Source organism: Micromonospora sp. NPDC023869 (assembly GCF_055559695.1).
Genome location: NZ_JBVHKD010000016.1, coordinates 99,159 through 113,898, shown reverse-complemented (window position 1 = coordinate 113,898; position 14,740 = coordinate 99,159). Strand labels below are relative to the sequence as shown.

Genomic DNA, 14,740 nt, shown 5'->3' with positions numbered 1-14,740 from the left:
GTCGGGGTCCGTCGGTGACGGCAGTGCCGTCGAGGTCCCGGCGGGAGGGGCGAGGCCCGGGCGGGTACGACGACGCGGTGGGGTCAGGCGGTGCGGTCGAGGGTGACGCGGGCGTCGTCGGCGAGCCGGTAGCCGACGCCGTAGACGGTGGTGACCAGGGGTACGTCCACACCGACCTTGCCGCGCAGCCGGCGTACGTGCACGTCCACGGTGCGGACCCCGGCGTGCTCGTAGCCCCAGACCGCGTTGAGCAGTTGGAGTCGGGTGAACACCCGGCGGGGGTGCGCGACCAGGTGCAGCAGCAGGTCGAACTCCAGCCGGGTCAACGGCAGCGGCTCGCCGTCGCGCAGCACCGAACGGGACGAGGCGAGGATGTGCAGGGTCGGGATGGTCGGGGCGATCTGCCGTGCGGGCGCGCGTCCGGCGGGGACGCTCTCGGTGCGCCGCTCCGGCACCACCGGCGGGCTGGCCACGATCGTCCCCTCGCCGCGTTCCAGCAGTTCGCGGGCCGCGTCGAGCAGCCGCCGGGCGGCCGGCGTCAACGACTCCTCGCAGACCAGCGGAATGGACAGCGTGACGGTGAGGACGGGTGTGGTGGAGTTGGCCGGACGTCGCTGACCGCCGGGCGGGCGACCGGGCACCGCGGGTTGGGACGTATGCCATCCGGCGCGCGACGATGCGGGGCTGACCGACATGGTCCTCCTTGGCTGGTCCGGGCTTTCCCCACGGCCCCGGGACGCCGCCTTATCGATGCTTCCCGGCGCCCGTGCGAGGGTCAAGGGGCGGCCGCGTTGCATGAATGTGACAATTGACCGACACTTCGGAGCCGACCGCTCGCTCTGCGTACGAGGCCAGTTGATTACAGCAGAGTCGCAAAGTTGACCTGATGTGGGGGTGGCTGCCGGCTTTCGCGTTCCCCCGATGGTGTGACGCGTCTCGACGCCACGAGAGGCGGGCCCACCACCGTCACGCGTACGGGACAGACCGGTGCGGCACGTCCCGTGGCAGGACACGCCGCACCGGTCGGTCGGGCTCACCGCTGGACGGTCACCCGGGCGTCGTCGGCGAGGCGGTACCCCACACCGTGGACGGTGGTCAGCAGCGGCGTGTCGACGCCGAGCTTGGCGCGCAGCCGGCGCACGTGCACGTCGACGGTGCGGGCCACCGCGTGGTCGTAGCCCCAGACCGAGTTGAGCAGCTGGAGGCGGGTGAACACCCGGCGTGGCCGTTCGGCGAGGAAGAGCAGCAGGTCGTACTCGATGCGGGTCAGCGGGACGTCCCGGTCGCCCTGACGTACCCGGCGTGGCCCGGTGAGGATCTGCACGGTTCGCGGGTCCTCCACCGCGGTGGGCCGCTCGACGCCGTCGTCGCCCGACACCCGCCCCTCGCCCGACTCGGCGAGCTCGCTCAGCAACTCCAGCAGGCGGTTCAGGCGGGGGCTCGCGGCCGCCGAGGCGAGGTCGACGGTGATGGTCAGGGTCGGCCCGGTGCGCTGCCGCACCAGCCGAGCGCGGTTCGTACGGCCGGGCGGATGCTGGCGCGGGCTGATCGCGACGACGGACATGGTGGCCTCCTGGGGACTACCGCCACGCCGGGTGGGCGTGGATGTTCAGCGGAACGCCCGGCCGGCGGTCGCCGGGGACGCGAGGGTGGACGGTCTGGTGGGCGGAGTGGGGCCGAGCACGGGCAGTCCGGCGATCCGCCAGGCGGCGAACCCGCCGACCACGTCGGTCGCCCGGTGCAGGCCGATGTCCTTCAGCGCGGCGGCGGCCAACGACGAGGTGTAGCCCTCCTGGCAGATCACGACCACCGGCACGTCGTACCCGACGGCCTGCGGCAGCCGGGCGGCGCAGCGGGGATCGAAACGCCACTCCAGCACGTTGCGCTCGACGATCAGCGAGCCCGGCACGGTGCCGTGCGCGGCGCGCTGGGCGGCCGGACGGATGTCGACCAGCAGGGCACCGGTCCGGTACGCCACGTGGGCCTGCTCGGGGTCGAGCCGGTCGAGTCGGGTGCGGGCGGCGGCCAGGATCTCGTCGATGCCCCGGGAGCCCGGGGGCGGCACCGACGCCGGACAGCGGGCGGCGACGGAACGGTTCTGCGACATCATCGGTTCCTTCCAAGGGGTACGCGGCCGAGTGCACGTTCGGGTGGCGACGCGGCGTGGGTGATCACCATGCCACGCCGGCTTCAGCCACCTCGGCGACGAGCAGCCGGCCCTGCGCGAGGCGATAGCGGGTCATCCGGCGCAGGGCCGGACGGTAGACGTGGACGCTGACCGCGGGGTCGGCGTGCCGGTTGGTCACCACGTGCACGTGCCGGGGCCCGAAGCGTCGGCCGGAGCCGGCGGCGAGCAGGTGCGGGCGCAGCCGCCCGCCGCTGACCGTCTCCTCGGTCAGGACACCCGCCGCGACCAGGAAGGCACCGGAGGAGCCGCCGTGATCGTGCAGGTCGGTGCCCTGCCCGGGCAGCCAGCTCAGCGCCCACACCTCGTGATGGGCGTCGGCGTCGAGTCGGGCGTACCACCGGGTGGTCGGGTCGAAGCGCAGCGGCACGGGCCAACTCGCGGTGTCGGCGGCCCACCGCCGGGCGACGGCGAGCAGGTCCGGCTCGGTGACGGGCAGAGCAGACATGGGACCTCACGAACGGTCAGCGGTGCGGATACCGGACCAGTCTAGACGGCAAACCCTATAGGTTTAGTAGGTAATCCTACATGTTGGGAAGCGGATACGGACCGCGCCGAGCGGCGCCGTGGCCGCACCTCTAACCTGTACCGGTGAGCGAGGAACTCGACGCCGAGACCCTGGAGTTCGCGCACCGGATGTTCGACCTGGCGCGCGACGGCGCGACCACCGAACTCGCCGGTTACGTCGACGCGGGGCTGCCGGTCAACCTGACCAACGAGCGGGGCGACAGCCTGCTGATCCTGGCGGCGTACCACGCCCACCCGGAGACCGTCGCCGCCCTGCTGGACCGCGGCGCCGACCACTCGCGTACCAACGACCGGGGTCAGACCGCCCTGGCCGCGGCGGTGTTCCGCAAGAACGGCCCGGCGGTCCGCGCGCTGCTCGACGCCGGCGCGGACCCGGACGACGGCAACCCGTCCGCCGTCCAGACGGCGCAGTTCTTCGACCTGCCGGAGATGCTCACGCTGCTGCGCCCGACCGCCTGAGCCGACGGGTCAGGCCGCCGGGCGGGTCGCCTCGACCAGGAAGCGCCGGGCGTACGCGACGAACGGGCCCTCGGCCTGGATGCGCGCGTGCAGGCGGGCCAGCGCCGGCCGGTGCGCCGCCACGGTGAAGCCGGGTACGGTCCAGACCACCTTGCGCAGGAACCAGACCACCGCGCCGATATCGTGGAAGACCGTCCGCAGTGTCGCCTCGCGCAGGTCCACCACGGTCAGACCGGCCGCGCGGGCCTGCGCTACCGCCTGCTCCGGATGCCGGTACGCCGGTGGCGGCAACGGCCCGAGGACGGCCTCGCTGAGTTCGCGTACCGTCCCGGGCCCGATCTGCTGCGACAGGAACGTGCCGCCCGGTCGTAGCACCCGCGCCACCTCCGGCCAGTCGGTCCGCACCGGATGCCGGCTGACCACCAGGTCGAAGCTGCGGTCGGCGAAGGGCAGCGGCGCGTCCGGGGAGACCGCCACCACGGTCGCGCCGAGCGGACGCAGGTTCTCCCGGGCCACCGGCACGTTCGGTGGCCACGCCTCGGTCGCCACCAGCCGTCGGGGCGGACGCGGCACCTCGGCGAGCACCTCTCCCCCGCCGGTGTCGATGTCCAGCGCCGCGTCGACCGTCGCCATCCGCGCCGCCACCAGGCGGGCGTACCCCCAGGGTGGACGCTCCTCGGTGGCCCGCCCGGCCAGCCAGTCGAAGCCCCACCCCTCGACCGGGGCGGACTCGCCGTCGGCGACCAGTTCCTCGAAGCTCGCTGCGGTGGACATCATCGGGCCAGCGTCCTCGGGAGGCCGCTGGCCCGGCAACCTGATTAGAGATGTAAGCAGGGGTCCCCTGCTATGCACCAGGCGTTAGCAGGGGACCCCTGCTTACATCTCAATAGGGGCGGGGGCGGGCCACCTCGACGGTGGGGGCGTCCACGCCGCGCAGGCCGTCGAAGCCGGGCGCCGCCGCGCCGGCGGACTCGAAGTGGCGCATCAGCCGCGAGCCGAGGTGCACGCCGACACCACCGATCGCCAGCGCGACCACCTCGACCACCAGCAGCGCGGGCGCCGCGCCCCGGTTCGGCGCGTCGGCCCGGACCAGGCAGGAGATCAGGAACAGCCCGGCCATGCCGGCGTTGACCAGGTTGAAGGTGATCGCGGTGCGGCGGACCCGGTCCGGCGGCACGTCCCACAGGTCGACCATCCCGGCGATCGCGGTCAACGCCGCCGCCACCAGCGCGGCCACCGCCGTCCAGTAGCCGACCTCACCGAGGAAGACCGGACCGCCGGCCACGTCGGCGAGGTCGAAGATGGTCGCGCAGACGAAGAGCCCGTACGGGAACGTCACCAGCATCGGTTGGATGGGGTGCCCCTGCACCCGCAGCCGGCTCTGCATCGATTCCCCCCTGGGTCGGATCAGCCGTCAGTCCAGGGTGCTACCCGGGTGGCAGGCGGGCGAAACGACGCTCAGTTGTCGCGCGGCCGGGAGACGGTGCTGACCAGCCGCTCAGCGACCTCCCGCAACGGGATGGACAGCGACGAGGCGGCGCTGCGCAACACATCGAGGGCGTCCTCGGCGGGGCAGCCGCGCTGCGTCATGATCACTCCGACGGCATGGCCGATCACGCCGTCGGCCAGCAGGGCAGCGTCCTGTTCACCGACCAGCGCGGCGCGCCGCTCCCGCTCGCGGACGGCGGCCAGCAGCAGGCCGGCGTGCTCGGCGAGCAGCATCGCGGTCAACTGGTGACCGGTGGAGAGCACATCGCACTCCCCGGCGTAGAGGTTGACCGCCCCGATCACCTGCTCGTCGATGTCGACCGGCGCGGAGATCACGCCGTGCACGCCGAGTTCCCGCGCCCGGGGCGTCCAGTCCGGCCAGCGGGACTCGGCGTCGAGGTTCTCGGCACCGACCATCTCCCGACGGCGGATCGCCTCCATCGCCGGGGTATCCGGGCCGTAGCTGAGGTCGTCCAACCCGGCGAGCGGAGCGTCGGAGGCGGCCACCCCGGCGGGCTCGCCGGCCCGCAGCGCGGTGAAGCCGCACCAGCTCACCCCGGCCAGCGCGTCACGGGTGATGCGTACCAGCGCGGTGAGCGCTGCGTCGAAGTCCTCCACCCCGATCAGCCCGGCGGTGAGTTCCCGCAGCAGAGCTGCCGTCTCCAGGACGCCGAGGGTCTCGGCCGGCGGAGGGCTGGTCTCCAGGTTCACCGGCAGCCCGCCCCGGTTCCCGCGGCCAGCGTCGTCACCTGACTCCTCCTCGGTCTGCGCCTCGACCTGACGGCGGCTCCGGTAGCACGGACCCGCCCTACTACCCACCGAAACATGGGTCGAAACGGCGCAAACCGGAGCCCCTCCCAGGGTACGACGACCACCGGGAGGGGCGTGGCCGGGTCAGCGGGAACCGGCTCCCGACAGGCGACGGCCGACCGAGGCGATCAGTCGGTCCAGCTCGGAGCCGAACGGGTTGTCGTGCACCAGGTAGGTCCAGGTGGCACTGGGCCGGCTCAGCTCGGACTCGTCCGGCTCCCAGTCCTCGTCGAACTCGGTCTCCTCGAAGGTGGCCAGCGTGCGAGCCTCGATCTCGGGCACCAGGTTGGTGAAGGCGGGCACGGCGGCGCGGTGGAACTCGTCCAACGGGTCGAGGCGGCCCAGGGCCCGCAGGTGCACGCCCTCGCGTACCTCGGAGAGCTCGGCCAGGTGCGCGGCCCAGAGTCGGTCGAGGTGGTAGAGCGCGATCGACCGGGCGGCCCGGGCGAGCAGGTCCTCGTCCATCTCGCCGGCCTTGTCGGGCATCTTGTCCAGCAGCATCAGCGCCGCGACGTCGCTGGTCAGCAACCGCTCACGGCGCTCGGCGAGTGCCTTGCGCTGCTGCTCGATGACCACGCTGTAGCGCCAGGTGTTGCGGTGGATCTCGTGGTTGACGCCTTCCGCGACCCGCTGCGCGTGCTCCACGGCGTAGTCCACCTGCGCGTCGGTGACCAGGCCGTCGGCGTTCATCCGGGGCGACGCCGGCACGGTGTCGCCGGCGTGCCGGACCACCAGGTCGTCCTCCAGGCTGACGAAGAAGACCGACCCGCCCGGGTCGCCCTGCCGCCCGGCCCGGCCCCGGAGCTGGTCGTCGACCCGGCGGCTGTCGTGCCGGCCACTGCCCATCACGTAGAGGCCGCCCAGCTCGGCGACCTGGTCGCGGTCGGCCTGGTCGCTGCCGCCGAGACGGATGTCCACGCCCCGACCGGCCATCTGGGTGGAGACGGTCACCGTGCCGTGGGCACCGGCCTCGGCGATGATCGCCGCCTCCTCGTCGTCGTTCTTGGCGTTGAGTACCACGCAGGGCACGCCGGCCGCGTGCAGACCGGCGGCGAGCTGCTCGGACTCCTTCACGTCGAGCGTGCCCACCAGCACCGGACGCCCGTCGGCGTGGCAGCGCCGGATCTCGTCGATCAGCGCCTCCTCCTTCTCGGCCCGGGTGGCGTAGATGCGGTCCGGCTCGTCCACCCGCACACACGGGGTGTTCGGCGGGATCACCGCGACCTCCAGGCCGAAGAACTCCCGGAGCTGGTCGCCGACCAGCACCGCGGTGGCGGTCATGCCGCACACCTTGGGGTAGAGGCCGATGTACGCCTGCACGGCGATGGTGCCCAACACCTCGCCCTCGGCGGTGGCGTCCAGCCCCTCCTTGGCCTCGACCGCGGCCTGGAGCCCGTCGGGCCAGCGACGCCGCTGGGCGACCCGGCCCCGCATCTCGTCGATCAGCTCGACCGTGCCGTCGCGGACGATGTAGTCCACGTCCCGGTGCAGCAGGGCGTGCGCGTGCAGCGCCACGTTCACCGCGGAGAGCTGCTCGACGTTCTCCTCGTCGTACAGGTCGATGCCGAGCTTGGCCTCGACGGCGGCCAGGCCGGCGGAGGTGAAGGCGGCACTGCGGCCGTCCTCGGCGACCGTGTAGTGCTTGCCCTTGCGCAGGCCGCGTACCAGTCCGGCGGCGGTGTGCACGGGGTCCTGCTCGCCCGGCACCGAACCGGCGAGCACCATCGGCACCCGGGCCTCGTCGATCAGGATCGAGTCCGCCTCGTCGACGATGGCGGTGCGCAGCGGCGGCTGGACCCGGTCGGCGATGTCGGTGACGAGCTGGTCGCGCAGGAAGTCGAAGCCCGCCTCGCTGACCGAGACGTAGGTGACGTCGCAGGCGTACGCGGCCCGCCGCTCGATCGGGGTGGACGCCTCGTTGACCCACCCGACGGTGAGCCCGAGCAGCGTGTAGACCGGCTCCATCCACTGGGCGTCGCGGCGGGCCAGGTAGTCGTTGACGGTGAGCACGTGCACCGGGCCGTTGCCGAGCCGGACGTGCCCGTACGCGGCGATGGCGGCGGTGAGCGTCTTGCCCTCACCGGTGGCCATCTCGGCGACCTTGCCGGAGAGCAGCGACATCGCGCCGAGGAGCTGGACGTCGTACGGCCGTTGGTCGAGGCCACGACGGGCGGCCTCGCGGCCGAGCGCGCAGATCTCCTCGTAGCTCGACGCGGCGTCGGCGGCCTCGGTGAGTTCGGCGTCGTCGAACGCCGAGACCTTCTCCTCGCGGGCCTCGATGGCCGGCAGCAGCTTCTCCAGCGGGGCCAGATCGACCGTGGTCCCCGGGCGCTGGAGGAACCGGCGGAACCTGGTCTTCAACCGTTGCGACACACCCATGAGCCGCAACGGTACGCGACCGGAGGCCGGTTGTGACGGCCCGACCGGCGTGCCGTCGCGTGAGCCGGCCCCCTCGACCGCTCCTCCGGCCGTCTGGAGGCGGTGACTGCGCAGGTCAGCGCCGTTTCGGACACCGCGTGGTCCCGGCGGCGTTCCTCGTCGTGTACGTGCCCGGACCGCCCGCAATCAAACGTTCATCCGGCGGGAACGTGCCCGGAGCACGGTGGTGATCAAGCTGGGTGATGGATCCGATTAGCGTGCGGGGGGCTGGGAAATCCGACTCCCGGTCTTCCCGCGACGATCAGGGGGTGCCTGTGCGGAACACTGAATCTCTGGTCTCGCCCGTGGTGGAGGCCTGGGCCACGTATCGGACGACCTCGGCTGCCGACTGGCCGACGCGGCGGCTGCTGCGGGCCAAGGGCGACAGCCGGGTCAGCGTGGTGCTGCCGGCGCGCAACGAGGAGGCCACCGTCGGGGCGATCGTGTCGACCATCCGCGAACACCTGATGGACCGGGTGCCGCTGGTCGACGAGCTGATCGTGGTCGACTCGCGGTCCACCGACCGGACCGCCGAGGTGGCGCGGGCGGCCGGCGCCGAGGTGGTCGGCCAGGACGCGATGACCCAGGGGCTGCCCCGGCTGACCGGCAAGGGCGACGCGCTCTGGGCCGGGCTGGCCGCGGCGGAGGGTGACGTGGTGGCGTTCGTCGACGCCGACCTGCGGGAGTTCCGCCCGCACTTCGTCACCGGGCTGATCGGCCCGCTGCTCACCGACCCGTCGGTCGACTTCGTCAAGGGCTTCTACCACCGGCCTCTGATCAACACTAGCGGGGTGGAAGCCGACGGCGGTGGTCGGGTGACCGAGCTGATGGCCCGACCGATGCTCAACCTGTTCTGGCCGGAGCTGGCCGGTTTCGTGCAGCCGCTGGCCGGTGAGTACGCCGGCCGCCGCGAGGTGCTGGCCCAGGTTCCCTTCGTCTCCGGTTACGGCGTGGAGACCGCGATGCTGATCGACCTGCTGGAGCTCGTCGGGCTGGACGCGCTGGCCCAGGTCGACCTCGGCGAGCGCAAGCATCGGCACCAGGACACCGCCGCGCTGGGCCGGATGTCCGCGCAGATCATGCTCACCGCCTGGTCGCGGTTGCAGCGCCGGGGCTGGGCCGGCCCGGACGTGCTGCCCTCCGCGCTGCTCACCCAGTTCCGCCGGGGTGGTTCCGACGCGCTGCCGAACCTGGACCGGGAGATCGTGGTCAGCGACGTGTCGGTCCAGGAGCGTCCGCCCCTGGCGGAGCTGCGGCACCGGGTGCCGCGACGCCGGGTGGTCGCCGCGTCGTGACGTCGCTCGTCGCGGTCACGCTCCCACGCGGTACGGGTGGGTGACCGCAGCCCGGCACGGTTTCGCCCGACGGCCGGCCGGGTAGTTGGCAGACCTTGCGGCGGGCGTAGAAGCGGGCGAGACAAGTCGAGGGCGGAGATGGCGAGCCGGATCACCTGTGAGGTAGCCGACGGAGCACCAGTCACGGTCCTCCGGCTCGCCGGCACCCTCGACCTGACCACCACGCGAGAGGCGTACTGCGTGCTGGACCGGTGCCTGTCGGCCCAGCCCGACGCGCTGGTGGTGGACCTGTCCGGGCTGCGGGTGGAGGATCCGCTGGCGGTGTCGGTCTTCGTCGCCGCCGCACGCCGGGCCGCCGGCTGGCCGGTGGTGCCGATGGTGCTCTGCGCGCCGGGCCCGACGGCGGACTCGCTGACCGACTCGACGGCCTGCCGGGTGGTGCCGATGCGAGGCTCCTGCGACGAGGCGACCCGGGTCGCCGGCGCGTCGGCCGTACCCCGGCTGCGGGTGCGGCTGGAGCCGGTGGCGGCGGCCTGCCGGCGGGCCCGGGAGCTGGTCGTGGACGCCTGCGCGCGGTGGAACCTGCCGGAGGCGGTCGGACCGGCCTCGGTGGTGCTCAGCGAGCTGGTCGGCAACGTGGTCCGGCACGCCGGCACGCCGATGCAGGTCACCGTGACGCTGCGGCGGCCGTGGCTGCACCTGGCGGTGGTCGACGGCAGCAGCGCGCCGGCCCGGCCCGGCCGGTCGGGGCACCGCGACGAGGGCGGTCGGGGCCTGCTGCTGGTACGCGAGCTGACCGACCGCTGGGGCACCGCGCCGGCCGGTGACGGAAAGGCCGTTTGGGCCACGCTGCCGGCCAATTGACCGAAATTCCCCCTCTCGCCTGGTTACATGGTCGACGGGGCGGGTAGCCACGCCCGTCCTTTTGCGTCGTCAGCGGGGTGAGAGCGCATGCCCAAGCGGGTAACCACCGAACCCGGACAGGACCGAGGGCCGGCCATCCTGGCCCCGGCCCGATTCGGCGGCTACCCGGGCCCGCTCCGCACGCCACTGCCCGGCGCGAAGCTGGTCAGGTTCCTGGCCACCACCGACCACAAGCAGATCGGCCTGCTCTATCTGCTCACCTCGTTCGGCTTCTTCGTGCTGGCCGGGATCGAGGCGATGCTGATCCGCGCCGAACTGGCCCGCCCGGGTCTGCAGTTCCTCTCGCCGGAGCAGTACAACCAGTTGTTCACCTCGCACGGCGCGGTGATGCTGCTGCTGTTCGCCACGCCTGCCGCGTTCGGGTTCGGCAACTACATCGTGCCGATCCAGATCGGCGCGCCGGACGTGTCGTTCCCCCGGCTGAACGCGCTGGCGTACTGGCTGTACCTGTTCGGCGGGCTGATGGTGATCGGCGGACTCTTCACCCCGCAGGGCTCGGCGGACTTCGGGTGGACCGCGTACACGCCGTTGAGCACCGTGGAGCACTCCCCCGGCGTCGGCGCGAACATGTGGGTGGTCGGCCTGGTCGTGTCGGGTCTGGGCACCATCCTCGGCGCGGTCAACCTGATCACCACGATCCTGACCCTGCGTGCGCCCGGCATGACCATGTTCCGGCTGCCGATCTTCACCTGGAACATGCTGTTCACCAGCGTGCTGGTGATCCTGGTCTTCCCGCTGCTGGCCGCCGCGCTGCTGGCGCTGACCGCCGACCGGCTGCTCGACGCGCAGGTGTTCAACCCGGACACCGGCGGGCCGATGCTGTGGCAGCACCTGTTCTGGTTCTTCGGGCACCCCGAGGTCTACATCATCGCGTTGCCGTTCTTCGGCATCATCACCGAGGTCATCCCGGTCTTCTCCCGTAAGCCGATCTTCGGTTACACCGGCCTGGTGCTGGCCACCATCGCGATCACCGTGCTGTCGATGACGGTGTGGGCGCACCACATGTTCGCCACCGGCCAGGTGCTGCTGCCGTTCTTCAGCATCCTCAGTTATCTGATCGCGGTGCCGACCGGGGTGAAGTTCTTCAACTGGATCGGCACCATGTGGAAGGGGCAGCTCACCTTCGAGACGCCGATGCTGTTCTCCATCGGCTTCCTGGTGACGTTCCTGCTCGGCGGCCTCACCGGCGTACTGCTGGCCAGCCCGCCGGCCGACTTCCACACCCACGACACCTACTTCGTGGTGGCGCACTTCCATTACGTGGTCTTCGGCACGGTGGTCTTCGCGCTCTTCGCCGGCTTCTATTTCTGGTGGCCCAAGATGACCGGGCGGCTGCTCGACGAGCGGCTCGGCAAGATCCATTTCTGGACCATGTTCGTCGGTTTCCACGGCACCTTCCTGGTGCACCACTGGCTGGGCAACGAGGGGATGCCCCGGCGGTACGCCGACTACCTGCCCACCGACGGCTTCACCACGCTCAACACGATCTCCAGCGTCTTCTCGTTCGTGCTGGGCGCGTCCACGTTGTTCTTCATCTGGAACGCCTGGAAGTCCTGGCGGTTCGGCGCCCAGGTGACGGTGGACGACCCGTGGGGTTTCGGCAACTCCCTGGAGTGGGCGACCACCTGCCCGCCGCCGCTGCGCAACTTCGACCGGATGCCGCGGATCCGCTCCGAGCGCCCGGCCTTCGACGCCAAGTACGGCGAACTCGTCTCCGACCTGGGTCGCGACCTTCCGCAGCGGACGGTCAAGCCGCCGCAGGACTTCCGCGACGAACTGCACCGCGAGACGCACCCGCCCGAGTCGCCGGCGGCCGGGGGCGCACACGGCGCGCCGGAGGCCGAGGCGTACCAGCCCGCACCGCAGTCCGGGGCCCGGCCGGTGCAGGTGCCGACGCCGGAGGAGGTGCGTCGTCCCAGCTTCGCCGACACCGACGAGCCGGAGGACAACCCGCTGGGCGCCGAGCGCCGGGAGCAGAACGACCGGTGGCGGCACCCGCGCGGGCGCGGTGACGGCACCGAGAACTGAGCCGGATCGCACGTACTGCATACCGATCGGGGTGCGCGGGGGAAAGCGTTAGGAGGGGTCCCCTGCTATGCACGAGGCGTTAGCAGGGGACCCCTCCTTACCGAACTGTCGTCCGCGCCGTCTTCGTGGTCTCGGACTCGGCCGGGCCGTTCTGCCACGGCGGCGGCGCGTCGGCGAGCATCGCCTGGCGCAGCCAGGTCAACGCACGGGACAGCAGCCGGGACACGTGCATCTGGGAGATGCCGAAGCGGGCGGCGATCTCGGCCTGGGTCTGGTTGCCGTAGAAGCGCATCGCCAGGATCCGTCGTTCCCGCCAGGGCAGCCGGTGCAGCAGCCCGCTGACCGTCACCCGGTCGTCGACGGACTCCAGCGCGATGTCCGACTCGCCCACCAGGTCGCCGAACTCGGCCGAGCTCTCCCCGCCGACCGGCGCGTTGAGCGAGGCCGGACTGTAGCCGGCCGCCGACTCCAGCGCGGCGAGGATCTCCTCCTCCGGCGTCTCCAGCCGCTTGGACAACTCGGCCACCGTGGGCGCGCGGGACAGCTCGCTGGTCAGCGCCGCCGTCGCCTGCCCGACCTCGAGGATCAGGTCACGCAGTCGGCGGGGCACGTGCACACCCCAGGTGCGATCCCGGAAATGCCGCTTGATCTCACCCACAATGGTGATCGCGGCGTACGCGGTGAACGAGCCGCGTTCCGGGTCGTACCGGTCGACGGCGTTGACCAGCCCCAGACGGGCCACCTGTTCCAGGTCCTCCAGCGGTTCCCCGCGTCCCCGGTAGCGCCGGGCCAACCGGCCCGCGAACGGCAACGCGAAGCGGACCAGGTCGTCGCGCGCCTCGTGGCGGCGCTCGGGCGGCAGCCCGGCGATCCGCGCCGCGTACGCGAGCGCCGCCGCGTCGAGATCCTCCAGTCCCCGATCCGTCGGTGGTGGTGTGGTCGTGGTGGTCTGTCCGAACATCCGCGCCTCCCTCAGGAAGGACCCCCGCCCGGATTCGTGGACACCGGGCACGCGCGTGGACACGCACGGGCCGAAAAGTGGGTTCGTGATTGGGATGCCAGCGGGCGACGCCACGCCACGGCACAGGTGATCAGCCTGTCGCAGCCGGCGGTGTTCCCGCTCCGTAGGTACTCAATCACGGCGGCACGGGTTCGCGAGGATGTTTCGTCAGCCCCGCCTCAACAGATGAGCAGGCCGAGCGGGGTGCCGCTGGCGCGCAGCGCGGCCAGGGCGTCGGACACCGCCAGCGGCGGCGGGACGGGCAGGTCGTACGGCTGGGCGCGGAGCACCTCGGTGGCCCGGCGGGTGGGCACGGAGGTGACCGGGTAGCCCCGGGCGGTGGCGCGGTCCAGGGCCCGACGGCGACGACCGAACCCGGCGACGGCCAGCCACTGCGGCAGCCCGGCCAGCGCCGGCGAGCGCACCCCGGGCGGCTCGGGAAGCACGTCCACCGAGGCGAACGGCTCGCTGCCGGCCAGCCACCACTCGGCCTGCTCGACGCTGCGCCGGGTGGCGTTCTCACACCAGTACGGCACCATCCCCGCCCGTACCACCTGCCACGGGTCGAGCAGTCGGCCGCATTCCACCACCAACCGGTCACCGGTCTTGCCGGCGGCGCGCAGCCAGCGCCGGTACAGGTCGGCCACGGCGGCGCTGAGCACCTCCGGTCCCGGGAACAGCAGCCGGTGCACCGGTCGTCCGGCGCGGGCAGTCCACTCCCGGACGGCGCGGTCCAGACCGGGCTCCACCCCATGCTCGGCGGCGGCCGGCGGGGCGGAGATCTCCGGCGGGTCCCAGTTCACGCCGTCGCCCCCGGCCGAGCGCAGCACCTGGCGCAGCGCGTGGCTGTCCGGGTGGAAGTCGACCGGTTCCAGCCCGCTGGCCGGGGAGCCGACCTGGAAGCTGTGCCCGTCGGCGGCGTCGTGCACCGGCCAGGTCCGCGCGTCGCTGAGCACCAGCACCGGCGCGCCGGGCGTCAACCGGTCGGTCAGGAACCGCCGGTACGCGGTCGGCAGCGTCCGCCAGCGGGCGGTCAACGAGACCGTCACGCCAGCCAGCGAGCCTCGGCTGGCCGGGCAGTGCACCTGGCGTACGTGCAGGTCGGGATTGCCGGCCAGCAGCCGTCCGGTGAGGGCGGCGCCGTGGTCCAGTGCGGCGCGGGGGCGGTCCACCGCGCCGCGCGGCCAGTGCGCGGTCATCTCGAACCCGGCGGGCAGCCACGGGATCCCGAGCGCGGTCGCCAGGTGGGCGGCGGCGCCGTGCGGCGAGCCCAGCAGCACCCCGGGGTACCGTCCGCGCGGGTACTGGTCGACGAACCACCCGGCGACCCGGGCGGCGTCGACCTCGGCGGCCTGCCCGGCGGTCAGGGCCACCCGACCGGCGGTACGCGCGGCGGCGGCCCGACGGATCGGGTCCGGGGTGCCGGCGAACCGGGACACCGGCCCGACGTGACCGAGATCGGCGCAGTCGGCGCCGCGTAGCGCGCGGGCGATGGCCGCGACGAGAATTCGGGAGGTGCTGCCCACCGCGACCACCCGGTCGCCGGCCAGCCCCGCACCCGCTGCCGTGAGTCCCGGTCGCGATCCTCGCGCCGGCCCCACCGTG

At 72.6% G+C, this 14,740-nt stretch carries 14 protein-coding genes; 4 read left to right on the top strand and 10 right to left on the bottom strand.

Annotated features, from left to right (window positions below):
* Window positions 1-83: 83 nt before the first annotated feature.
* The 4 genes from ACZ31C_RS29870 to ACZ31C_RS29855 form a co-directional block, all read right to left on the bottom strand.
* On the bottom strand, window positions 84-695 hold the full coding sequence (locus ACZ31C_RS29870) for a winged helix-turn-helix domain-containing protein (RefSeq protein WP_396747733.1): 612 nt from the start codon (window positions 693-695) through the stop codon (window positions 84-86).
* A 338-nt stretch (window positions 696-1,033) separates the two neighbouring features.
* Window positions 1,034-1,477, bottom strand: a complete 444-nt coding sequence (locus ACZ31C_RS29865; RefSeq protein ID WP_396747818.1) for a winged helix-turn-helix domain-containing protein — start codon at window positions 1,475-1,477, stop codon at window positions 1,034-1,036.
* Window positions 1,478-1,609: 132 nt separating this feature from the next.
* Window positions 1,610-2,107, bottom strand: a complete 498-nt coding sequence (locus ACZ31C_RS29860) for a rhodanese-like domain-containing protein (protein ID WP_465798111.1) — start codon at window positions 2,105-2,107, stop codon at window positions 1,610-1,612.
* Between the two features lie 64 nt (window positions 2,108-2,171).
* Window positions 2,172-2,633, bottom strand: a complete 462-nt coding sequence (locus ACZ31C_RS29855) for a cysteine dioxygenase (RefSeq protein WP_396747727.1) — start codon at window positions 2,631-2,633, stop codon at window positions 2,172-2,174.
* 143 nt (window positions 2,634-2,776) lie between these two features.
* Between ACZ31C_RS29855 and ACZ31C_RS29850 the strand changes: the two genes are divergently transcribed.
* Window positions 2,777-3,172 carry an ankyrin repeat domain-containing protein gene (locus tag ACZ31C_RS29850; protein ID WP_396747724.1) on the top strand — a complete coding sequence of 132 codons (396 nt, stop codon included), beginning with the start codon at window positions 2,777-2,779 and terminating at the stop codon, window positions 3,170-3,172.
* Between the two features lie 9 nt (window positions 3,173-3,181).
* Here the strand turns inward: ACZ31C_RS29850 and ACZ31C_RS29845 are convergent, their stop codons facing one another.
* The 4 genes from ACZ31C_RS29845 to secA2 all read right to left on the bottom strand — a co-directional run bounded on the left by ACZ31C_RS29845 (window position 3,182) and on the right by secA2 (window position 7,849).
* Window positions 3,182-3,946, bottom strand: a complete 765-nt coding sequence (locus tag ACZ31C_RS29845; RefSeq protein ID WP_465798130.1) for a class I SAM-dependent methyltransferase — start codon at window positions 3,944-3,946, stop codon at window positions 3,182-3,184.
* A gap of 109 nt (window positions 3,947-4,055) precedes the next feature.
* Window positions 4,056-4,559 (bottom strand): DUF2231 domain-containing protein, encoded by a 504-nt coding sequence (locus tag ACZ31C_RS29840; RefSeq protein WP_465798110.1) that lies wholly within the window; start codon window positions 4,557-4,559, stop codon window positions 4,056-4,058.
* 71 nt (window positions 4,560-4,630) lie between these two features.
* Window positions 4,631-5,371, bottom strand: a complete 741-nt coding sequence (locus tag ACZ31C_RS29835; RefSeq protein WP_465798109.1) for an ANTAR domain-containing protein — start codon at window positions 5,369-5,371, stop codon at window positions 4,631-4,633.
* Between the two features lie 183 nt (window positions 5,372-5,554).
* Entirely contained in the window at window positions 5,555-7,849 is a 2,295-nt protein-coding gene (secA2, locus tag ACZ31C_RS29830) for an accessory Sec system translocase SecA2 (protein WP_350697362.1), read from the bottom strand.
* Window positions 7,850-8,196: 347 nt separating this feature from the next.
* On the opposite strand from secA2, the gene ACZ31C_RS29825 reads away from it, so the two are divergent.
* The 3 genes from ACZ31C_RS29825 to ctaD all read left to right on the top strand — a co-directional run bounded on the left by ACZ31C_RS29825 (window position 8,197) and on the right by ctaD (window position 12,135).
* A complete protein-coding gene (locus ACZ31C_RS29825) occupies window positions 8,197-9,183 on the top strand; it encodes a glucosyl-3-phosphoglycerate synthase (RefSeq protein ID WP_465798129.1) in 987 nt (328 codons plus the stop codon).
* Window positions 9,184-9,321: 138 nt separating this feature from the next.
* Window positions 9,322-10,047 (top strand): ATP-binding protein, encoded by a 726-nt coding sequence (locus ACZ31C_RS29820; RefSeq protein ID WP_396747718.1) that lies wholly within the window; start codon window positions 9,322-9,324, stop codon window positions 10,045-10,047.
* Window positions 10,048-10,134: 87 nt separating this feature from the next.
* Window positions 10,135-12,135, top strand: a complete 2,001-nt coding sequence (ctaD, locus tag ACZ31C_RS29815; RefSeq protein WP_465798108.1) for an aa3-type cytochrome oxidase subunit I — start codon at window positions 10,135-10,137, stop codon at window positions 12,133-12,135.
* 97 nt (window positions 12,136-12,232) lie between these two features.
* Here the strand turns inward: ctaD and ACZ31C_RS29810 are convergent, their stop codons facing one another.
* The gene (locus ACZ31C_RS29810; protein WP_396747712.1) at window positions 12,233-13,096 is read right to left on the bottom strand and encodes a SigB/SigF/SigG family RNA polymerase sigma factor; all 864 of its coding nucleotides are present in this window, start codon (window positions 13,094-13,096) and stop codon (window positions 12,233-12,235) included.
* A gap of 218 nt (window positions 13,097-13,314) precedes the next feature.
* Window positions 13,315-14,736 (bottom strand): hypothetical protein, encoded by a 1,422-nt coding sequence (locus ACZ31C_RS29805; RefSeq protein WP_465798128.1) that lies wholly within the window; start codon window positions 14,734-14,736, stop codon window positions 13,315-13,317.
* Window positions 14,737-14,740: the final 4 nt, after the last annotated feature.